The organism is Winogradskyella sp. ABM4_392, from assembly GCF_056160445.1.
The window spans coordinates 197,862-220,128 of the sequence record NZ_JBSWXE010000003.1; the positions used below are offsets into that span (position 1 = coordinate 197,862).

Annotated in this window: 16 protein-coding genes; 11 read left to right on the forward strand and 5 right to left on the reverse strand. The window is 32.5% G+C overall.

Translation table 11 applies throughout. The features are described 5' to 3' along the window. Positions 1 to 39: 39 nt before the first annotated feature. A complete protein-coding gene (locus ACXAFS_RS09565) occupies positions 40 to 675 on the reverse strand; it encodes an SDR family oxidoreductase (RefSeq protein ID WP_475306605.1) in 636 nt (211 codons plus the stop codon). 263 nt (positions 676 to 938) lie between these two features. Between ACXAFS_RS09565 and ACXAFS_RS09570 the strand changes: the two genes are divergently transcribed. The 3 genes from ACXAFS_RS09570 to ACXAFS_RS09580 all read left to right on the forward strand — a co-directional run bounded on the left by ACXAFS_RS09570 (position 939) and on the right by ACXAFS_RS09580 (position 3,999). Further along, complete coding sequence (locus tag ACXAFS_RS09570) at positions 939 to 2,333, forward strand: short-chain fatty acid transporter (RefSeq protein WP_475306607.1); 1,395 nt, start codon at positions 939 to 941, stop codon at positions 2,331 to 2,333. A 205-nt stretch (positions 2,334 to 2,538) separates the two neighbouring features. Next, complete coding sequence (locus ACXAFS_RS09575; RefSeq protein ID WP_475306608.1) at positions 2,539 to 3,375, forward strand: hypothetical protein; 837 nt, start codon at positions 2,539 to 2,541, stop codon at positions 3,373 to 3,375. Between the two features lie 189 nt (positions 3,376 to 3,564). Next, the gene (locus tag ACXAFS_RS09580) at positions 3,565 to 3,999 is read left to right on the forward strand and encodes a hypothetical protein (protein WP_475306609.1); all 435 of its coding nucleotides are present in this window, start codon (positions 3,565 to 3,567) and stop codon (positions 3,997 to 3,999) included. A 64-nt stretch (positions 4,000 to 4,063) separates the two neighbouring features. Here ACXAFS_RS09580 and ACXAFS_RS09585 read toward each other — a convergent pair whose 3' ends face one another. Next, positions 4,064 to 4,822 carry a DUF481 domain-containing protein gene (locus ACXAFS_RS09585; protein ID WP_475306611.1) on the reverse strand — a complete coding sequence of 253 codons (759 nt, stop codon included), beginning with the start codon at positions 4,820 to 4,822 and terminating at the stop codon, positions 4,064 to 4,066. Between the two features lie 105 nt (positions 4,823 to 4,927). Further along, on the reverse strand, positions 4,928 to 6,145 hold the full coding sequence (locus ACXAFS_RS09590) for a peroxiredoxin family protein (RefSeq protein ID WP_475306612.1): 1,218 nt from the start codon (positions 6,143 to 6,145) through the stop codon (positions 4,928 to 4,930). A 117-nt stretch (positions 6,146 to 6,262) separates the two neighbouring features. Here ACXAFS_RS09590 and pheT point away from each other — a divergent pair, with 117 nt between their 5' ends. The 8 genes from pheT to ribB all read left to right on the forward strand — a co-directional run bounded on the left by pheT (position 6,263) and on the right by ribB (position 16,869). Next, complete coding sequence (pheT, locus tag ACXAFS_RS09595; protein WP_475306613.1) at positions 6,263 to 8,689, forward strand: phenylalanine--tRNA ligase subunit beta; 2,427 nt, start codon at positions 6,263 to 6,265, stop codon at positions 8,687 to 8,689. Positions 8,690 to 8,824: 135 nt separating this feature from the next. After that, the gene (gene tpx, locus ACXAFS_RS09600) at positions 8,825 to 9,325 is read left to right on the forward strand and encodes a thiol peroxidase (protein WP_475306615.1); all 501 of its coding nucleotides are present in this window, start codon (positions 8,825 to 8,827) and stop codon (positions 9,323 to 9,325) included. Positions 9,326 to 9,333: 8 nt separating this feature from the next. Beyond that, positions 9,334 to 9,705, forward strand: a complete 372-nt coding sequence (locus tag ACXAFS_RS09605; RefSeq protein ID WP_475306616.1) for a diacylglycerol kinase — start codon at positions 9,334 to 9,336, stop codon at positions 9,703 to 9,705. 28 nt (positions 9,706 to 9,733) lie between these two features. Continuing rightward, positions 9,734 to 10,576, forward strand: a complete 843-nt coding sequence (locus ACXAFS_RS09610; RefSeq protein ID WP_475306617.1) for a M15 family metallopeptidase — start codon at positions 9,734 to 9,736, stop codon at positions 10,574 to 10,576. 37 nt (positions 10,577 to 10,613) lie between these two features. Beyond that, on the forward strand, positions 10,614 to 13,031 hold the full coding sequence (locus ACXAFS_RS09615) for a DNA translocase FtsK (protein ID WP_475306618.1): 2,418 nt from the start codon (positions 10,614 to 10,616) through the stop codon (positions 13,029 to 13,031). A gap of 17 nt (positions 13,032 to 13,048) precedes the next feature. Then, complete coding sequence (lolA1, locus tag ACXAFS_RS09620) at positions 13,049 to 13,693, forward strand: outer membrane lipoprotein periplasmic chaperone LolA1 (RefSeq protein ID WP_475306620.1); 645 nt, start codon at positions 13,049 to 13,051, stop codon at positions 13,691 to 13,693. A 19-nt stretch (positions 13,694 to 13,712) separates the two neighbouring features. Continuing rightward, positions 13,713 to 15,692, forward strand: a complete 1,980-nt coding sequence (locus tag ACXAFS_RS09625) for an LptF/LptG family permease (RefSeq protein WP_475306621.1) — start codon at positions 13,713 to 13,715, stop codon at positions 15,690 to 15,692. A gap of 31 nt (positions 15,693 to 15,723) precedes the next feature. Next, the gene (gene ribB, locus ACXAFS_RS09630; RefSeq protein WP_475306622.1) at positions 15,724 to 16,869 is read left to right on the forward strand and encodes a 3,4-dihydroxy-2-butanone-4-phosphate synthase; all 1,146 of its coding nucleotides are present in this window, start codon (positions 15,724 to 15,726) and stop codon (positions 16,867 to 16,869) included. On the opposite strand, the gene ACXAFS_RS09635 is transcribed toward ribB, so the two are convergent. Continuing rightward, complete coding sequence (locus ACXAFS_RS09635; RefSeq protein ID WP_475306623.1) at positions 16,866 to 18,422, reverse strand: family 16 glycosylhydrolase; 1,557 nt, start codon at positions 18,420 to 18,422, stop codon at positions 16,866 to 16,868. The genes ribB and ACXAFS_RS09635 overlap by 4 nt on opposite strands. Positions 18,423 to 18,497: 75 nt before the next feature. Next, complete coding sequence (locus ACXAFS_RS09640) at positions 18,498 to 22,250, reverse strand: transglutaminase domain-containing protein (RefSeq protein WP_475306625.1); 3,753 nt, start codon at positions 22,248 to 22,250, stop codon at positions 18,498 to 18,500. Positions 22,251 to 22,267 lie beyond the last annotated feature (17 nt).

Here is a 22,267-nt window from a genome sequence, read left to right on the forward strand (position 1 = left end):
TTCGAATTTTCAATTTTTATATTGAATTAAAACTTCTTTTTAATTCATAGCAACTTCAAAGGCTTTTCCTATCAAGGTTTCACCTTCTAAAATTTCAAAAGTTTTGTTTTTAGGAGCATCATCATGCAGAGCTCTAACTAATGTTTGCGCAACATCTGCCCTACTGATTTCTCCCTGTTTTTTCAATTCGTTTTCTGCAATTTCAATTTTACCTTTACCTTCTTCATTTTTTAATGTTCCTGGTCTAATAATCGCATAGTTCAAATCACTTTCTCTTAAATGCTTATCTGCATTTTGCTTGGCTTCCATATAATCTTTTAGGTCTTCAAACTTCGCTGGAGTATTAGCTCCCATTGAACTTAACATCACAAATTTATTAACATTTGCCATCTTAGATACATCTATTAGTCGTTTTGCACCTTCCTGATCAACCTCAACAACATTCTTTCCGCCAGAACCTGCTGCAAACACCACTTTATCTACATTTTTTACAACATGCGTTAAATCCTTGGTTAAATCACCTAAAACGGTATCTATATTTTCATTTTTAAATTGCTCTAACTGCGATTCTTTTCGCACCATAGCAATCGGATTAAAATATTGCGAATTCTTTAAAATGTTAACAACTTGTTTTCCTGTGGTACCATTAGCACCAGCAACTAATACATTTTCCATAAATTATTTTGTTCTTTTATCATATTTCTTAAAGCTTCTTTTTTCAGCTTTAAGTGTAACTTCACAATGCTGTGGAATTACTATTCATTTTCACTCCTTATAATGTAATATATCTAGTTAAAAATTGTGTTAATCTTACCCTAATTTATACAGCAAAAACGCTAAAACAGTCTTAAAATGACACTATAAGTAACGGAACACTTTGTTGTTTCCGTTTTTAAAATTCAATGTAAATTCCGATTTTTAGCAAAACAACACCCACCATGATTACCAAACTCGGTCAGAAATTTACAGATGGTTTTACCAAATACATGCCAAGTGCTTATGTGTTTGCGCTACTGCTTACTCTACTCACTTTTGTTTTAGCCTTGGTATTTACAGACCACCAACCTATTAATATTTTACAAGGTTGGTATGACGGTTTTTGGAGTCTGTTATCATTCGGTATGCAGATTGTACTTATTATCATTACTGCTTACTGTATTGCGCAATCTTCACCTGTAAAAAAAGGGATTGACCACATTACTAAATACATTAAAACACCAACACAGGTTTATGTAATTATCATTGCGCTTGGCGCATTACTATCCTTAATTAGCTTTGGAATGGTCGTAGTTACTGCCATTTTAGGTCGCGAATTGGCTTTGCGTATTAAAGGTATTCACTATCCTTTTTTGGTGGCTTGTGTGTACTTTTCTTTTAATGGTTGGGTTTGCGGTTTATCGAGTTCCATTGCCTTGTTGCTTAATACAGAAAACAACTTTTTAATACAAGAAGGTATTTTAAACGATACTATTTCTACAAGTTATAGTTTAGGAGCGATGCTAAATATTGCAATGATTGTTTTGTTTGTGGTAGTTTCTCCACTACTGATTTGGTTGCTCATACCTAAATCATATGAAGGCAAAGAACTCAAGGATTTACAAACCTCGTTAGATAACGAAACCCATTCGGTTAAAGACGAAGCGCTCTCTTACAAATTACCCTATAAAGCACTATCTGATGCGTTAAATAATGCTGGTTGGTTGCAGCTTACTGTTGCTGCACTTGGATTAGCTTATATTGTTTACCACTTTGCCACCAAAGGCTTTGACCTCAACTTTAACATTATGATCTTCATTTTTCTTATCGTTGGGATGCTCTTACACATTACACCAATGCGCTTTAGCATTGCTATGAAACGTGCCAGTAGCAATATTTCTGGCGTGTTGTTTCAATATCCGTTTTATGCAGGTATAATGGGTATTATGTTAGCTTCTGGTTTGGGCGAAAAAATCACTAATGCTTTGGTGACTATTGCCACTACCGAAAATTATGCTTTTATCTCTTACCTATCTGGTGGCATCATCAATTTTGCAATACCATCTGCTGGTGGTGAATTTGCTGTTATTGGTCCAAGTATTTTAAACATGGTACAAGAACTTGGCACCAACCTCTCGCCTACCGAAGTTACTGCAATGACAGCAAGAGCGTCTATGTCTGTTGCCTATGGCGAAAGCTTAAGCAATCTGTTACAGCCTTTCTTTTTACTTATTGTATTTCCAGTAATGGGTAAAGGCATTAAAATACAAGCCAGAGATGTGGTTGGGTATTTGTTTATTCCTTTTGTGGTGTTGTTTGTGATACAAGCCTTATTAGTGACTTATATGCCATTTTAAAACATTTAATTTACCTTCATTACATATAAACAATATACATGTGTTTTATATAACACTTTTGATATTTTTATATGAGATGTTATATAAAACACATGTGTGCAAAAACCAATAATACTACTGACTATAAGGGTTTTATAATTATTTTTATATTAGCAGTGAATAATTGTAAATACAGACTTATTTACGTGTTGTAGTGCATTTGAAAATGAGAACAGTAACAATATTTTTCTTTCTGATTTTAACTTTATTCTGTTCTTGTAAAAAGGAACAAACTGAAATTGCCGAATTCGAAAAGTTAACAATCAATTATGTTTCAAGAGGAGAATCATTCATTTTCAAAAAAATGGAATTCACTAAAAAAGAAAACAAGATTTTCGGAAAAATAATTCGTCCTGGATACAAAATAAGTGAAAAAATTGCTGTCTCAAATGATACTGAAATGAATGCTGATAAAATCAAACTTCTTAATGATTTTTGGAATCAAGCACTTAAATTCAAAGATTCTTGTGAGGAAAAATATATAAGTTCTGTTACCAATGAATATACAATTATCAAGGATTTAGACACTTTAGAAATCGACAGATATTGCGATTGGCAAGATTATGAATATCGGAATTTAGAAAAAGTACTTTTTTCAGATTTTTTTGAGAAATTAAACTCTGACAGAAAAAGTTTGGAAAAAGAATTATCAAATAAACTAAATGGAATTTGGTATCCAAGTACTATAAAGAGCACTTTCGAAAGAGGAGAAATATTAGAACTAATAAAAAGTAAATCAAAGGCATTAAATAAAGATTGTCATTGGGAATTCTCGAAAGAAAAAGAATTTAAAGATAATTGTCCGAATTTACTCGACTTGAAACTTTCGAAAAACTACAAATGGGACATTGATGAGGGAAAGACGTATTTGGTCATTAGTGGCGGATTTACGACAAGAGAAGAAAATGGAAAAACCTATACTTCAGTTGCGAATTATGGAGCAACTTTCATAGTTAAATCAATTGACAAAAATAGAGTTGAATTAGAATATTTGTGGAATTAAAAACGCACTACAACAACGTGCATAGCTCATTGCGGCTGAATTCCTAATCGGAATTGCTTCGCCAGTTCGTTGCACTCGTGTCATTGCAATTTGCTATCTTTAGGTTACGGCGGAAAATCAGCTATGATTTTCCGCAACGAGCCATAGCCAAAACCGTTGTATGCAATTTGAGAAAACGTTAAAACAGAATTGAACTTAGCTGAAAAAATATCAAATTGGTTTAATCCAAACAAAAATATCGATTATGACAGTCGAGAGTTTGAGTGGTGTATTGTTGGAAATATAGTTGACGAACATTTTTGGGGAGAAAATAAGGAAATTAAGAGAGGAAGTAAACAGTTCAGACCAGGAGCAAAAGTTTACTGTATGCCTGAATTTGGAGGAATGGCTCACGAATCGATAAGAGTCTTAGGAAAACCGAGAAAGCAAAAACGCCTTATCAATATTGTTATAAGAACTCGGTTAATTAAAAATTTTAGAATTCAGAAAGTTTATAATCCGAAAATTCAAACTGAAATTGGAAGTCATTCTTTCTACTGGAATAATAGACGATCAAAAACTGAATTGAAAGACTTGGAAAAAATGACTGAATATTTGAACAAGCTAACAGAAGAAATTAAATAAAAAACTGCTACAACAATTGCTATAAGTAATTGCTTGTTCTCGCCTACTTCTGAAAATTCTATCCTCAATAACTCTTCAACGTTAACCCAAAGGTTAAAAATTGGTCTTCACGTTTTTGACCTTCAATTACAATACTTTCAAAAGTGCGCAAATAGTTAATCTTAAAGTTGAGGAATTTCCATATTGGGAATTCGAGTCCAAAATCGGCTTGCCAACGGTAATTATCACTTTCCTCTAAAGAGGGTTGCACATAACTCTCATGGCTTAAAATTACTTTGTCTTTAAAAAGGTAGTACTTACCGTTAACCCAAATTGTTCCGCGCCAAGTATCAATTTCATTATTCCCATCATAGGCATTTAGATTAAAATTGGTGTTGTTAAAATTAGTTTGCTCATACTCACTGGTTACCGAAAACTTCAACCAATTCTTATCCTTTTTATACACCTGAAAGGTTACACCACCACCCAATAAGGAACGTGAACTTATTTCGCGTCTGTAATTAGTGCTCAAAAAGCCTAATAGCTGAGGATAAATCTTTTTTTCTGGATTAAAGTATAGGAAGTTAAGACTTAAAAAATCGGCATCAGCTTTTTCCTTCCCGAATTCTTGATACACATATGAATTTTGGGTTTTAACCACCCATTTTTTCCATGGTTTGTAAGTAATACCAGATTTTGCTCTAAAGATTAGTGTTTCTACATTACCTGCTTGCCAAAAACCTGTAAGTGATAGATTGGCTTTAATTTTTAACGAATCGCTCTCATTAATTTGCCCAAAGAGCAATATTGGAAACAGAAATAAAAGATATAATGTCTTTTTCATTGTAAACTCATCAAATAATCACACTTCTATTTACAATGCGAAGATATTTATTTATCCACTTTTTAGCGCGAAGACCTTTAAAAATCTACGATAACGTTTTCTTATTTACTCTTCTATTAGGCTTGCTACGAAACTCTCAAACTCGTTCTTAAACTCAGTATATTTCTCACCTGTTGCAGGTCCATTAAATCCTGTGTGTATCTTTCTTACTTTTCCTTTTTTATCAATAAAAATAGAGGTCGGATAAGATAACACATGGTTTAGCATAGGTAACTTTTCTTGAGCCTTGGCTTTGTCTGCACCACCATATTGTGCTAAAAGTACAGGATAGTCTATACCTATTTTACTTTGTAGTCTGTCTATACGACTAAAGGCGGTTTCTTTATCCTTGGCATACTCAAAAGCTAAGGCAATAAATTCTATATCCTTATCCTTATTCGCTTTATAAAAGTCTGCGTAGTATTTGCTTTCATCCAAACAGTTAGGACACCAGGTTCCCATGATTTGCACTACCACAACTTTGTTTTTAAATCGGTCATCCTTAAGACCTACCAACCCATCAGAAGTGTTTGGAAATACAAAATCTAAACTATCATAACCCTCTTTAAGATAAGTTAGTTCATTGGCACTTGGTAGTTCATAAACCTCGTTACGTTTCGCTTCAAAAGGCTCTTTCCAATGATTTCCAGAATAAAAATAACCATTCATGGTTGAGTCGGTTACTGTAGCTGTAAACAAAAAGGCATGCGCACCATCAAAGGTTGATAACTTCATGGTATCGCCATCCATAACACCTTCCAAATAACGGTAATCGCCAGTTGTGGTTCTAAAAGTACCCGTAACCTTCTGCCCTTCTTGTTTAAAAATGCCTTTTGCAATGTATTCATCTCCTTCTATACCTTTGCTAAATACGGTTTCCCAAATTCCAGATACGTTCTGAGTAGATTTACCTTTTACAGGAAATCTTATATCATCATGGCCTTCTGCTCTAAAAGGTACTTTTCTATTTCTATCAGGACTTACATAAAACCCTTGCAAACTTTCTTCATTACTAATTTTAGCAACCAGATAATCTCTAAATACAGGTAGGTGAATATAAACCGAGTCGTTTTTATATTCTATCTCATCTACATTAATAACCTCTTCTGCATTGTATATCTTTAATTTGTCTTTAGATTCAACCTTAAAAACGAAAGGAATTTCTTCATTATCTTTAATTGGCAACCATGCTCTATAAGTTCCTACTTCCAGATATTTGTTCTTCACTTCATTCTTGCAAGAAACCATCATCACAGTAGCCAAGAGGATTAAAATATATCGCATTATAATATGAGTTTATATAAAGTTCGAAATAACAACAAAAAGCTTACATAAAAAAGCATATTCAAATTTCATTAACGTACAAGTATTTTTATCTTTGTAGCTTGAATAAAACAGCACATGAAGATATCTTACAACTGGTTAAAACAGTTTATTAATATAGATTGGAATGCCGAGAAAACTGGCGAACTACTTACAGATCTTGGCCTTGAAATAGAAGGTATTGAAACCTACGAATCTGTAAAAGGAGGATTAAAAGGTATCGTAGTTGGCGAAGTATTGACTTGCGAACAACACCCAAATGCAGACCGATTAAAAGTAACAACAGTAAATATTGGTGAAGCTGAACCTGTACAAATTGTATGTGGTGCACCCAATGTGGCTGCAGGACAAAAAGTACCTGTCGCTACAATTGGCACAACACTTTATACTGCTGAAGGTGAAGCTTGGAAAATCAAAAAAGGTAAAATTAGAGGTGAAGAAAGCCACGGAATGATTTGTGCTGAAGACGAACTTGGTCTTGGCGAATCTCATGATGGCATTATGGTACTTGATGCTGACCTAAAAGTTGGTACTCCTGCAGCTGAAATTTTTGAGGTTGAAAATGATGAAGTTTTCGAAATTGGCTTAACACCAAACCGTGCAGATGCAATGAGTCACTATGGTGTGGCAAGAGATTTAAAAGCTGGTTTGTTACAAAAAGAGGTTAACCTTGAGTTGATATCGCCTTCGGTAATGTCTTACCACGTAGATACACGTTCTTTAAAGGTAGATGTAGAAGTACAAGACAAAGAAAAGTGTCCACGTTATTGTGGTGTTACAATTTCTGGTGTTAAAGTTGAAACGTCTCCAAGCTGGTTGCAAAACCGATTAAAAGCTATTGGTTTGTCACCTATTAATAATATTGTAGATGTTACTAATTATGTTTTGCATGAATTAGGACAACCATTACATGCATTTGATGCTGCAAAAATCACTGGTAACAAGGTGGAAGTAAAAACCTGTAAAGCTGGTACAAAATTCACAACATTAGACGAGGTTGTAAGAGAGTTACACGAAGATGATTTAATGATTTGTGATGCCGAAAAGCCAATGTGTATTGCTGGTGTTTTTGGTGGTATAGATTCTGGTGTTACTGAAGCTACAACCAACATCTTTTTAGAAAGTGCATATTTTGATCCTGTAAGCGTTAGAAAAACAGCTAAGCGTCACGGCCTTAACACAGACGCTTCTTTTAGGTTTGAAAGAGGAATTGACCCAAACTTTACAAAGTATGCTTTAAAGCGTGCTGCACTTTTAATTACTGAAATTGCAGGTGGTGAAATAACGAGCGACATCTCTGATGCTTATCCTAATAAGATTGAAGATTTTCAGGTTGTATTGAGTTTTGATAATGCCAAGCGATTAATTGGTGAAGAAATTCCGAAAGAAACCATAAAAAGTATTTTAACCTCTTTAGACATTAAGATCAATAATGTTACTGAAGCTGGATTAGGACTTACTGTTCCGTCTTTTAGAAATGACGTACAGCGTGAAGCTGACGTTATTGAAGAAATCCTAAGAGTTTACGGTTACAACAACATAAAAACTACTGAAAAGCTAAACGCTTCTATTTCTAACACATCGCGTTTTGAAGATTATAAACTTCAAAATGTCATTGGCAATCAGTTGGCTTCTCAAGGGTTCTTTGAGATTATGGCTAACTCATTGACATCACCAAAATATGTTGAGTTAAGTGAGCAACTTAATCCAGACCATAACGTAAAAATGCTAAATCCATTAAGTAATGATTTAGAAGTTATGCGTCAATCATTATTGTTTTCTGGATTAGAAGCTGTTTCGCATAATATTAATAGAAAACGTGACGATCTTAAGTTATTTGAATTTGGTAAAACTTACCATCAATATTCAGATAACAGAGAAGAGCACAAACATCTAGCACTTTTTGTAACCGGAAACAAAGCACAAGAACGTTGGAACACACAAGCTACACCTAGTGATTTCTTTTATTTAAAAGGTACTATTGAAGCTGTATTAGAGCGTTTAGGCTTAAACCGACTAAAATCTGCACCTCATAAAACCGATGTTCTTAGTGAAGGCATGAGCCTTTCTATTGGTAAGAAAACTTTAGTTGAATTTGGTTTGGTTAAAAAATCTGTTTTAAAGCATTTTGGGATTTCTCAAAACGTATTATTTGCTGACTTTAATTGGGACAATGTGTTAGACATGGCACAGCATAACAAAATTAAGTTTACTGCCATACCTAAGTATCCTGAAGTACGTAGAGATTTTGCACTATTACTAGACAATAGCGTTACCTTTCACAATATCTACACGATTGCCAAGCAAACTGAAAAACAATTGCTAAAAGCTATAAATCTGTTTGATGTTTATGAAGGTAAAAATTTACCTGCAGGCAAAAAGAGTTATGCTGTCAGCTTTACATTACAAGATGAAAACAAAACGCTTAACGATAAGCAAATCGATAAAATAATGAACAAGCTTCAATCTAATTTTGAAAATAAGCTTGGTGCTGAGTTGAGATAAGTATTTAGAATATTATAGAATAAGAGCCATATTAATCTTAGTATTGATATGGCTTTTTCTTTAAAACATTATCATTTTATTTACACTTTTCAGTATTGCTTTTTTTATTTTTAACAAAAATTAAAACACTAAAACATGGCAAAAGTAACACTAGGAGGCACTCCAGTAGAAACTATAGGAAACTTACCAGAAGTTGGTAGCAAAGCCCCAGATTTTAAGCTAACTAATACAGAATTGAAAGATATGAGTTCTTCTGATTTTGAAGGTAGTCGATTAGTATTAAATATCTTTCCAAGTGTAGATACTGGTACTTGCGCTCAATCAGTAAGAACCTTTAACGAAAAAGCAAGTCAGTTAGAAAACACTAAAGTACTTTGTATTTCTAAAGATTTACCATTTGCAATGGCACGTTTTTGTGGTGCTGAAGGCTTAGATAACGTTGTAAGCTTATCGGATTACAAAACAGGTCAGTTCGGAAAAGATTACGGTTTGGCATTCTCAAATGGAGCGTTTGAAACATTATTATCTAGATGTGTTGTTGTTATTGACACTGATGGTACTATATTACACACAGAACAAGTTTCTGAAATTGCAGACGAGCCAGATTACGTTAGTGCTTTAAGCAGCTTATCTTAATTAGTTAGATGCAACAAAACAAAGAGTCATTTATAGTAAATAGACTAAAAAGTGTTGGCTTTGCTTTTAAAGGAATGCTTATTCTTATTAAAACCGAAGCCAGCATTAAAATTCAAGTCTTTATTGCCATAGTAGTTACTATTGCTGGTTTTTATTTTGATATATCAGCTACAGAATGGATGTTTCAAACTGCAATGATTGGCTTGGTAATGAGCATAGAAGGCGTTAATACTGCTGTAGAATACATTGCAGATTTTATTCATCCAGAGCACCATCCAAAGATTGGACTTATTAAAGATATTTCTGCTGGTGCTGTTTTTATTGCTTCAGTAGTTGCAGTTATTATCGCAGGAATAATCTATCTACCTAAAATATTTTAAATACCAAACCTTAGCTTAATTACGTTACATGATTGAAAACTTAATCAATCTTAGACCTATGATGTATAATAAAATGAAGCTATTTTTTATTTCACTTTACTTTATTCTACTTCAAACTAGCTGTAATGACAAGCCCAAAGAAATATTATCAGTTGTTAATACTAAAACTGAAGCAAAAACTAAGATTGAAAAAAATAACATACCAAAAGACACCCTTAATATTACTTCTGCTTTTGTTCTAGGTAAATTTGACTACAAATCAGATTCTACCTTTGTAAAAGTTGAAAGCAGATATGCAGCAAAAGAAATTTACCTTAACCACTCAGTATATCAAGCTTTTCTAAAAATGGTTAAAGCAGCTAAAAAAGACAGTATTGATTTAAAGATTATATCTGGCACACGAAATTTCTATGAACAAAAAGCGATTTGGAATCGAAAATGGAACAAATACAATAATATAGACCCAATTAATAGAGCTAAAAAAATATTAGAATATAGTGCCATGCCTTCAACATCTAGACATCATTGGGGAACAGATATAGATTTGAATAGTTTAAATAATTCGTATTTTAACACCGGAAAAGGTTTAAAAACCTACACATGGTTAAAAGAGCATGCCAACAATTTTGGGTTTTATCAGGTTTATACCAATAAAAATAATGGAAGAACAGGATATAATGAAGAAAAATGGCATTGGTCTTTTGTACCTTTGGCAAGTAAATATTTAGAGTTTTATAATTCTAACATAAAAACAGAAGACATTTCTGGATTTGAGGGATCACAATTTGCTAAAGATCTTCGTATTATTGAAGATTTCGTTAATGGGATTCCAAATGAGATAAAAAAATATAATAAACAATATACACCTTAAAGGTATTGAGGTAGTTACCGATTCTATTCGGCATAACATGGCAAAAAAAACAACTAAAAAGAAAAATACAACCAAGGCAAAGCCAAAAAAGACATTTAAAAAACCGTCTCTTGCACTTTCTAATCAGCAAAAATTAATCTTCGGAAGTTTGCTGATTATTTTGGGAGTACTTTTATTTATTTCCTTTTTGTCTTTTATATTCACAGGTAAGGAAGATCAGAGTGCTTTAAGTAATTTCCCAGAACGTTCAGAGACTTATAAAAATTGGGCAAGTCAACTAGGTGCTTGGGTTAGCGAACTGTTTATAAGTAAAGGATTTGGTATACCATCTTTTATTTTTTCTGGTTTAATTTTTCTTTCCGGAGTTTATGTAACACTTAATCTTAATAAAGCAAAACTGAGAAAACATTGGATTTGGGGAACATTAATCGTTATTTGGCTGTCCATTTTCTTTGGATTCTTCACTCATAAATTCGATATCCTTGGTGGAACTGTTGGTTATGAAATGAATCACTTCTTTCAAGATTATATTGGCAAAATTGGAACTGCCTTATTACTTCTTTTTGGACTCATCGCCTATTTGGCTTTAAGATTTAAAGTTACTGGAGATACATTTGTTAAACTATTTAGTAGTGCAAAAAAGGATTTTCAAAATGATATGAATCCAAGCACAGAAGATAATACGCAAACTGCTATTGTTGACAATAGCCTTACCGAAGAAGCTGAAGCAATTAAATCTGCTTTTGAGATTTCTTTGGATAAACCAGAGCCTACAATAAGCAATCACTCTAAACCTAAGGAAGATAAAAAGCCTTTAAATATTGAAGTTGAGCCGAAGCTTAAAGAAGAACCAAAATTAGAATCAGAGCTAAAGGTTGAAGTTGAAACAGTAGAAGAAGAAAAATCTGAAACTGATAATCTGGCTGACAAACTTGTTGAAGATTTTGGGCAATTTGACCCAACTTTAGAGTTAAGCAACTACCAATTTCCACACTTAGATTTATTGAAGAAATACGACAATGAAGGTATTTCTATAGATCAGGAAGAACTTGAGGAAAATAAAAACCGAATTGTAGAAACACTAAGCAACTACAAAATTGGTATTACCAGTATAAAAGCAACTATTGGTCCTACGGTTACACTTTACGAAATTGTACCAGATGCTGGTATTAGAATTTCAAAAATTAAAAACCTTGAAGATGATATCGCTTTATCGCTTGCTGCCTTGGGTATTAGAATTATTGCACCAATTCCTGGTAAAGGAACTATTGGTATTGAGGTTCCTAACAAGAAATCAACAATAGTTTCTATGCGTTCTGTGATTGCATCGCAAAAGTTTCAGCAATCTAAAATGCAATTGCCTATTGCTTTTGGTAAAACCATTAGCAATGAAACCTTTGTGGTAGATTTAGCCAAAATGCCTCACTTGCTTATGGCTGGTGCAACAGGACAAGGTAAATCGGTTGGTCTAAACGCTGTTTTAACTTCGTTATTATACAAAAAACATCCTGCCGAAGTAAAGTTTGTTTTGGTTGATCCTAAAAAGGTAGAATTAACGCTTTTTAATAAAATAGAACGCCATTATTTGGCAAAACTTCCAGATAGTGAAGATGCCATTATTACAGATAACACAAAAGTGATTAACACCCTTAACTCACTTTGTATAGAAATGGACAACCGTTATGAAATGCTTAAAAATGCATTTTGTAGAAACATTGCTGAGTATAACGCTAAGTTTAAAGCTAGAAAATTAAATCCTAATGACGGTCACCAATTCTTACCATACATTGTATTAGTTGTTGATGAGTTTGCGGATTTAATTATGACAGCTGGTAAAGAAGTAGAAACACCAATTGCCAGATTGGCACAGTTGGCACGTGCTATTGGTATTCATCTAATCATAGCAACACAACGTCCTTCGGTTAATGTAATTACAGGTATTATTAAGGCTAACTTCCCTGCACGTATAGCCTTTAGAGTAACAAGTAAAATAGATTCTCGTACCATTTTAGATGGCTCAGGTGCAGATCAACTTATTGGTCGTGGAGATATGCTTTATACACAAGGTAACGATCTTATTCGTTTGCAATGTGCTTTTGTTGACACTCCAGAAGTTGAAAAAATCACAGAATTTATTGGTTCTCAGAAAGCATATCCAGATGCGCACATGCTACCAGAATATGTTGGTGAAGAGGGTGGCACAAATCTTGATATAGATATTGCAGACAGAGATAAGTTGTTTAGAGAAGCTGCTGAAATTATTGTAACTGCGCAACAAGGTTCGGCATCTTTATTACAACGAAAACTAAAACTAGGCTACAATAGAGCCGGTAGAATTATAGATCAGTTAGAAGCTGCAGGTATTGTAGGCCCTTTTGAAGGCAGTAAAGCACGACAGGTTTTAGTACCAGATTTAGTAGCTCTGGATCAATTATTAGAAAATGAACAACAATAATATTATACTTATATAAAATGAGACGATTATTAATTTTAGCATTTATTACTTTAGGTTTTACAGGTTTTGCACAAAATGATGCAAAAGCAGAAACACTATTAACAGAAGTAAGCAACAAAATAAAAGGCTATAAAAACATTTCTATTGACTTTAAATACGAACTGAATAATGTTAATGAAGAGAACATGAGCCAAGAGACTCGTGGAGATGTTGTTATCGAAGGCGAAAAGTATAAGCTAAATATATTAGGAGTTACAAGGATATTTGATGGCAAAACACTTTACACCATAAGTCCTGAAGATGAAGAAGTTACAATTTCTTCAGACAACACTGACGAAGAAGGCACAATTACTCCAAGTAAAATGTTATCGTTTTACGAAGATGGCTATACTTATAAAATGGATATTATTCAGAATGTACAAGGAAGAAAAATTCAGTATGTAAAATTGAGTCCTATGGATACCAATTCTGAAATAGAGCATGTTTTATTAGGTATTGATGCTACTACAAAACACATATATAACCTTATTGAAGTTGGTAAAAACGGAACAAAAACAACATTAACTGTTAATTCTTTTCAAACCGACCAACCTATCTCAAAAACCTTGTTTACTTTTGACGAAAGTAAATACGCAGATTACTTTATCAATAGAATAGACTAAGGTTTTTAATACTTAATGTGTGAAAATATTAGATAGGTACATACTTATCACATTTTTAAGGACGTTTTTTAGCGTCTTTATTATATTCATGTTCATCTTTGTACTTCAAGGTGTATGGCTTTATATATCTGAGCTTGCAGGTAAAGATTTGGATGTTTCTGTAACCGCGAAGTTTATTCTTTATTACATGCCAAAGCTCATTCCTTTGGTTGTGCCTCTAACCATATTATTATCGTCAATAATGGTTTTTGGAAACTTTGCCGAGAACTATGAGTTTGCTGCTATGAAATCTACAGGTATCTCATTACAGCGAGCAATGCGAAGTCTGAGTGTCTTTATTGTTGGGCTTGGTATTGCTTGTTTCTTTTTTGCAAATAATGTTATTCCTTGGGGAGAGTATAACTTTTACAACCTAAGACGAAATATTGCTAAAGTGAAACCTGCACTCGCCATTGCTGAAGGTCAGTTTAATGAGATCGGAAATATAAATATTAAGGTTGATAAAAAAACTGGTGAAAGAGGTCAATATTTAGAGAATGTAATTATACACGACAAAAGTTCTGTAAGACGTGGAAACTACAAAGTCATAATATCTGAAAAAGGTGAATTAAAAAGCAGCGAAGACTCTAATATATTACAGTTAGAACTTATTAATGGGAATTATTACGAAGAAATAATAGATAAAGATAATCGTAGGAACGTAAATAGACCTCATGCCAAAAGTTACTTTGATAGCTATACAATTAATATAGATTTAGAAATTTTAAATGATGAAGACCTTGATGAAAAAAATTACAAGGGAAAACACTCAATGCTCAATATTGAACAGCTTAATTACACAATAGATAGCTTAAAGGGTCAACGAAAAGAGGATTACAAGTCTTTATCAAACACATTGTATAACAGAACCACTTATGCAGCTTTAAATCTAAATATTAACACCAAAAAGGATTCATTGTTTACAGGTAATATATTAGATCTATTTTCCACAAGTAAGAAAGGACAGATTATTAACCTTGCTCTAAATTCTGCTAACAGTACAAATCAAATAATAGACTCTAACAAAAAAAACTTTGAAACTAAAGCTATATGGTTGAACAAACACATTATAGCTTTTCATGATAAATTTGTTCTGGCAATTGCATGTATAATTTTATTTTTTGTGGGTGCTCCTCTTGGTGCTTTAATCCGAAAAGGTGGTTTAGGACTACCAATTGTTATTGCAGTTGTACTATTCTTAACCTATCATTTCTTTGGCATATTCGCTAAAAACAGTGCTGAAAAAGGAAGTTTTAGTCCTATAATTGGTTCATGGTTATCAACCGCTGTTATGCTTCCATTGAGTATTTATTTAACAACAAGAGCTACAAATGATAAAGGTGTTTTTCAGTTTGATGCAATAATAGTTCCTCTAAAAAGATTGTTTACACCTAAGAACAAATTTCAACTTTCAGAAAGCGAAACTAAATCTTATAACTATTATAAGAAGTATACAGTAGAAGAATTAGTTGGTGTGATAAAAGAACAAGGTGAATTTGATCTTGACAAAAAACCTAAGGAAATAGCATTGCACAACCTCTTAAATAGAAATATTCCTTTAGAAAATCTAAAAGAAGAAGGTTTAGAAGTAGATGATAAACTCATAAAAGGTAAGTCATTACTAAAAGATTACAAAGATTACTCTAAAACAAGCTTGGTTAGTTTTCTTATTGGTGGTGCTTTACTCGGATTGCACTTTATTTGTAAAAACAACAAATTACCAGAGGTGGCTGATGCAGCATTAAGTTTAAGTATAATTGCCTTTATATTCTTCGCCATTTATGTTGTTGTAGATGCTTATGTGTACTCTAAATTCTATACAACCATAGGTCAGAAAGATAAGAGAATTAATCCTTTGGTTTTAATTTTATCACTACCACTCTACCCTTTAAAATATATTATTCTTAGAAATAAGATTACTTACGACTTCTATCAAAGTTGTATTCATAACATTAAATAACCGTATCTTTGCATAACTAAATTCTTAGGTTATGAATATTGCTATGGACACAAATACCAAGTTAAACACCATCGAAGAAGCCATTGAAGACATTCGTCAAGGCAAAGTAATTATAGTAGTTGATGATGAAAATCGTGAAAACGAAGGAGACTTTTTAGCTGCTGCTGAAATGGTAACTCCAGAGATGATCAACTTTATGGCAACTCATGGCAGAGGGTTAATTTGTGCACCACTTACAGAGCATCGTTGTGAAGAATTAGAACTTAACATGATGGTAAGAAATAACACAGACCCAATGGAAACAGCTTTCACTGTTTCTGTGGATCTAAGAGGAAATGGCGTTAGCACTGGTATCTCTGCAAGTGATAGAGCAAAGACCATAAAGTCTTTAGTTAATAAAGACACAAAGCCTTTTGAGTTAGCAAGACCTGGTCATATATTTCCCTTAGTTGCTAAAGAAGGTGGTGTACTGAGACGTACAGGACATACTGAAGCAGCAATAGATTTTGCACGTTTAGCTGGTTTTGAACCTGCTGGTGTTATTGTAGAAATAATGAATGAAGATGGTACCATGGCAAGATTACCTCAGCTCATGGAAGTCGCTAAAAAATTTGACTTAAAAATTGTTTCTATTGAAGATTTAGTTGCTTACCGCATGGAGCATGATTCTTTAATAGAAAAAAGAGAAGACTTCAATATAGAGACACGTTTTGGTAAATTCAGACTGAGAGCATATCTACAAACAACCAACAATCAAGTTCATATTGCATTAACAAAAGGCACATGGAAATCTGACGAAACAGTATTAACGCGTGTAAACTCTACACTAGTTAATAATGACATTCTTGGTACGCTAACAAACAATGCTGACCAAAAGTTAGATGATATGTTTAACGCTATTAACACGGAAGGAAAAGGCGCCATTATATTTATTAATCAGCAAGCTGAGTCTATGAACTTGTTATCGCGTTTATCTGTTCTAAAAGAAAGCCAAGAAGAAGGAAAATTGGTAAAAGCACCAAGAATTTCTATGGACTCTAAAGATTTTGGTATTGGAGCTCAAATACTACACGATTTAAAAATTAGCAAAATAAACTTATTATCTAACAGCTTACAGACCAAACGTGTTGGTATGATAGGTTATGGACTAGAAATAGTAGACTACGTTAACTACTAGTTAACTATTATTCGCTTTGTAATTATACGATTGTTAGATGTTATCTTAAGCATGTAAATTCCATGGTTTAATTGACTTACATCTAATACATCAGTATTTGATTTTTTCTCAACAATGAGTTGTCCATAGGTACTATAAAGCGCTATACTACTTATTTCAACATTGCTGCCAATATTAACTTTACTCGAAACAGGGTTTGGATAAACAGAAAATTTCTCTTGAGCTATTTCTTCTAGACCAAGAGATGTATTCTGATAGACCCTTACATAATCTATTACCATTTCACTTTGTGAAAATGATGAATCTATACTACCTGCTGTTCCACCCATTGCTATATTAAGAAGTAGATACTGATCTTCATCAAAAGGCCATGTACTTGCATCTTTAAGAGCAGGATTGTACGTATAAAAACCTACTCCATCTATTAAAAACGTAATTTGATTTGGTGACCAGTTCATGGAATACACATGAAAATCGTTGGCAACATCATTCAAAATAAAGGACTGGTAATTAATTGTACTTCCAAAGCTAGATGGTGTATGTATGGCACTACTTACATGGTTTACTGGTCCTAATCCATGCTCCATAATGTCTATTTCCCCACAAGCTGGCCATCCTGTAGTACCATAGCCTTGAGTTTGCCAATATGCGCCTGCTTCATTAATATTTTTACCCAAAGTCCAAATTGCTGGCCATGTACCATTACCCTCTGGTAACTTAGCTCTAACATCTACTCTACCATAAGTAAATGCGAATTTAGAATTTAAACGTGCTGATGTATATTGCTTAGTTTCACCTTGGTCTGTAAAATTCTCTTTTATAGCCACAATATTTAAAAATCCATTTTCTACATACGAATTCTCAATACGATTGGTGTAATGTTGTTGCTCACCATTAAACCAACTGCCACCAGCTGGTAATTGTGTTTGATGAAACCATTTGTTAGTGTCTACTACTCCATTATTATCAAACTCATCAGCCCACACTAAGTCTTCATAAATAACATCTAACTCATAAGGATCTGTAGCCTCGGAACCATCATTTATATCGTCTATAAGATATGTGCCTGGTGTCATAGTTCCGCCATCAATAAAAATTACAAGTCTAGAGTATGTTCCCATAGCATTTATAGAAGATCCATTTCCGCTTAAGATAGCATTTGAAAAATCGAAAGATAAATCGTAAGACCAACCAGATCCTGAATTAGTCTGAACCACCTCTACATCTGGCTCTGTACCATTCTCTAATTTCACCATAATGGTATGCATATTAGGATCGAACTGATAAAAGGACAAGGTTAAGACCTGTTCTGAAGCCAAATCTATTGGATTAGACAAATCTAAATAAAAGCCTTGCCAATCCTGTGAGCCATCATTAAAAAATTGACCGACATCATTGCTAGGATTTGTTGGGTCTACATTAAATGCAAAGCCACTATTTGCAAAAGCAGTAAACTGATGAGCCTGTTGAGAAAAATCAATTGGTGTTTGTTGAGAAAACAATTGCTTAGTACCAATTAATATAAATAGTGTTATGATGTAAAACTGCTTCATACTTTTAATTTTTCTAAAAATATGAAACAGTTTACAGCTAACTTTAAAATCTACCTATACACTAACTATACAGCATTATTTAAATCCTATATATTCTGCTTCAGCATCTAAAATACTTTTTACATATAGCTTATATTCAGCATAATCTTCTGGACTAATATTATCTAAAGATGTTTTACATTTTATTGATACTGTTAACTTGTTAGGTTGAGGGTTTTCATAAGTTATACTATAAGAATGCTCTTTGAATGTAAATGATTTACTTTCTGGTATCTCAACGAATGATTGTGATGCGTCCAAATCAATTATATAATCCGTAACATAGTTATCAACATACTCATATTGTATGTAATCAATAGGGAAATTTCTTTCTTCTAATTGAATAATTGAGCTTTCATAAGGATGTGTTATAATAGGCAGTTGTAGAATTTTTATAGACCCAATACTGTTAAGTTTTTTATTAATAGTAAGGTCTGATTTATATGAAACAGTCTCACCATCATTAGAGTTTGAAATATCACTAACCTTATTTAGATTAAAATCGTCAACTAATTTACCTTTATAATCTTCAAGTATAGATTTTCTTATAACCTCAGGATTTGGCTCATCAAATACTTGATTGTAATAGGAAGTATTATGCCCTTTTACATCTGTATTTATCAAAAGGTTCATGTCTTTTTCTGAAATATTTAAGGTAACTACATTTTTTATTTCAGAGAAATCTCTATTAACATTATCTAGATGTATAAGATTATACTTTTTTGAATTATCTTCAGAATCAAAAGGAATTTCTAATGCTGTAGCGCCTCTTAAGCTAGTAGGTAATGATTTGTAAGGTAAATATTTATCTGTTAATTCTAAAAACTGCTCTTTTCCATCTATAAAAACTTTAACAATACAATGATTAAAATCGGTACTTGGTAAAACCAAATTATTTCTACCATAATCTGATGTAAGAACTAGTACAAGATTAGATTTAAGGCCTGCCATTTTCGCCATGGTAATATATAATGTTGAAAAATCTTTACAATCACCAAGCTTAGTATTAATTGTCTTAGCAGGTTTTTGAGGAATAAATCCACTTTGTCTAAAACTCACATAACTATAATTAAAACTTTTGGCTACATAATTATAAATAATCTTTGCTCTTTCGTCTTCGCTTAGATTTTCATGGCCATTAGGAAACAATTTTTTAAACTCTGCTTTTACTAAATCATTTATTTCTATTCTCGATCTCACCAAATCCGAATACCATTCTGATACATCATCCCATTCTTGTATTGTACTAAAATGTAGGTACCCAACAGCATCAACTGTGTTTGGCATATAATCTTCAGCATACGGTAAAGTTTCAGGATTATTTACATCCCATTGATAAAGTGTATATTTATCTTTTTTCTTAATTGTCGGTTTTAAATCACCATTAATAAACTCGTAATTAATTTTGGTAGTATTAGGCACTAACACCTTAGCAGAAGACTTTACTATTGGATGAAATGAGTAAAATTGATATTTATCTGAGATATCCTTGTAAAATCGTCCAGATGTAGACCTAGTACCTTCATAATCAATATAAACTACATCACCAATACTTATATCTGTAAATACCAAAGATGAGCCTCTCCTATCTGCTGGTACTATACTACCACTAGGTTTTATTAATTCAGACTTTGAAATATTATAAGATCCTGTTAGCCCTAGGTTATATTCTTTAAAAGTTTCTACTCCATTATTAGAAGTTATCTCATAAACATATATATAGCGATATTTAAATCCACCTTCTTCGTATATCTCAACATTACTGTCATCTAAAAGAATATTAAAACCATAGTTATTCTTGGTAATTTTATTTCTGTGTTTATCTACAAAAGCATAAACATCTTCAATAATAAGATCTTTAATAATATCTTCTTTTTTAGAAAGATCAGTTATCTTTTTTCTGAGACCAGAGTCAGCACTGTTATGTTCTAATGCTTGTCTATAATATTTAAGTGCTTCTTTATTTTTATCTAGCTGTCTCAATATATCACCCTTATATTCCATAGCGACAAAACTATAAGGATAATTCTCCAATAATTGATCTACATAAGGCAATGCTTCTTTATATCTTTGATATTCTATTAGCTTATCTACTATTCGTTTTATGTAAGCATTGTCAGTTTTTAATTCATCATAGTATTTAGTAATTAGGTCTACACATTTGTCTTTCTGATTTCTATCTTCGTAATATCTAATGAGCTTATTTTCCGCCCTTATAGAAAATGTTTTTGATATCATATCCTCTAGCAGTTTAACTGTTTTATCCTGATCTTGAAAAATCTGATCATAGAGTGGAATAAAAGTGAGATTAAACTTCTGGTTCCCGATAGAATTTTTATTAATAGCGTCTAGCGTCTTTTGTAATTCTACCATGTTTTCCTTTCTAGCATAATAAAAGAAATCTGCTGATGCATGAATTAGTTTTGAATCGAATGCCTTTTTAAGTTTAGCAATATAATCCTCAAAATCCGTCATACTCATCCTTAATAATTCGTTGTAATTACCTATTTTATTTAGGATTGGCAGGTAATATTCAGGATCATCTCTTTCGATATTTTCATTTAATTCATTAATAGAAGTTGAGTCGCCTTCTAACTTATAGGTAGTAATAAGTGCTTTTCTTAAAAAAGAGCTTTGAGGGTATTCCTCGTAAAAAGGTAAAATTACAGCTCTTGCTTCGTCATACTTTGAGTTTCTTATATAAGTATTAAATAGAGCATAACTATAGAAAAAATCTTCAGGATTTTGCTTAACCTTTAATTTAAAAAAGTTTTCAAAATCATTTTCTTTTTCCGTTGGGTTTAATTGATCTAAACTTGATGAATTGTAGGTGACAGGCTGGCTCGAAACCATAAAATTGTCTAATGGAGCTTTGTTTTCATCTAAAATTGAAAGCATAAAATAGGAAGTAGAAGTACTTTCTGCAGATTTTATTAAAAGTCGGTTTGTACCTTTGGGTAAATTAACTTTTAGCTCATAACCGTTAAGGTCTGTATTGACATCTTTATCATTTTTAAAAATTTCAATATCATTTAAAAATATTTTAAATGCAGATCCACTACCTAGTCTTAAAGTAACACGTTGATCTATTGAAGATGTAATAAATGTCTGAGCATAATGGACACCTGATCCATATTCAACATGATTTTCATAAAATTGATACGCTTCTTTTTTGCCAATCCCTGGATACCATTTTAAAGAACCATTACTTCTTGCATCAAAAACCATATCATTGCTTGCTTGAGTCTCAGGTTCATAAAATTTATCAATACCACTTTTGTTCATATTTTCAAAAGCACCACAGTATTGCCAGTCCTTAATACTATTAATCTTAGAATTTTGTTGATAATAAGATTCCCAATCATTAAAATGGCGTCTCTCGGCTGATCTTAGATATACTAAGGCATCTACTAAATCAATATTTTCAACTTTATCTGGAGTAATTTTATTTATTGCCTCTACAACATGGTCATTAAATCCATCCCCTAAATAATCATCAAAAATGAAGGGGTTACTCCAAAAAGCAAATAGATAATGTTCAAAATCGTCTTGCTTTATAAATTTATCAATAAAATCTTTGTTTTTTTCTAACTGACCTAATTCTATCCTAGAAATCTCATTGAGGATTAACCACTCCGTAGAATTGTCCTTTTTTTTATTAAGTATTTTGAACGCTTCTTCTCTATTGTTTTTTAAAAGATTGTCCCAAAAGTCTTTATAGTTACTTTGCGCTGTTAAGAAAAATGTTGAAAATAAAAATACAGCAATTAAAAAAAATGATTTCTTCATTAAGTTGAATTATTTAA

Bases quoted from the DNA above. Each gene is read 5' to 3' on its own strand.
- ACXAFS_RS09565 (WP_475306605.1), bottom strand. From the start codon at position 675: ATGGAAAATGTATTAGTTGCTGGTGCTAATGGTACCACAGGAAAACAA.
- ACXAFS_RS09570 (WP_475306607.1), top strand. From the start codon at position 939: ATGATTACCAAACTCGGTCAGAAATTTACAGATGGTTTTACCAAATAC.
- ACXAFS_RS09575 (WP_475306608.1), top strand. From the start codon at position 2,539: ATGAGAACAGTAACAATATTTTTCTTTCTGATTTTAACTTTATTCTGT.
- ACXAFS_RS09585 (WP_475306611.1), bottom strand. From the start codon at position 4,822: ATGAAAAAGACATTATATCTTTTATTTCTGTTTCCAATATTGCTCTTT.
- ACXAFS_RS09590 (WP_475306612.1), bottom strand. From the start codon at position 6,145: ATGCGATATATTTTAATCCTCTTGGCTACTGTGATGATGGTTTCTTGC.
- pheT (WP_475306613.1), top strand. From the start codon at position 6,263: ATGAAGATATCTTACAACTGGTTAAAACAGTTTATTAATATAGATTGG.
- tpx (WP_475306615.1), top strand. From the start codon at position 8,825: ATGGCAAAAGTAACACTAGGAGGCACTCCAGTAGAAACTATAGGAAAC.
- ACXAFS_RS09605 (WP_475306616.1), top strand. From the start codon at position 9,334: ATGCAACAAAACAAAGAGTCATTTATAGTAAATAGACTAAAAAGTGTT.
- ACXAFS_RS09610 (WP_475306617.1), top strand. From the start codon at position 9,734: ATGATTGAAAACTTAATCAATCTTAGACCTATGATGTATAATAAAATG.
- ACXAFS_RS09615 (WP_475306618.1), top strand. From the start codon at position 10,614: ATGGCAAAAAAAACAACTAAAAAGAAAAATACAACCAAGGCAAAGCCA.
- lolA1 (WP_475306620.1), top strand. From the start codon at position 13,049: ATGAGACGATTATTAATTTTAGCATTTATTACTTTAGGTTTTACAGGT.
- ribB (WP_475306622.1), top strand. From the start codon at position 15,724: ATGAATATTGCTATGGACACAAATACCAAGTTAAACACCATCGAAGAA.
- ACXAFS_RS09635 (WP_475306623.1), bottom strand. From the start codon at position 18,422: ATGAAGCAGTTTTACATCATAACACTATTTATATTAATTGGTACTAAG.
- ACXAFS_RS09640 (WP_475306625.1), bottom strand. From the start codon at position 22,250: ATGAAGAAATCATTTTTTTTAATTGCTGTATTTTTATTTTCAACATTT.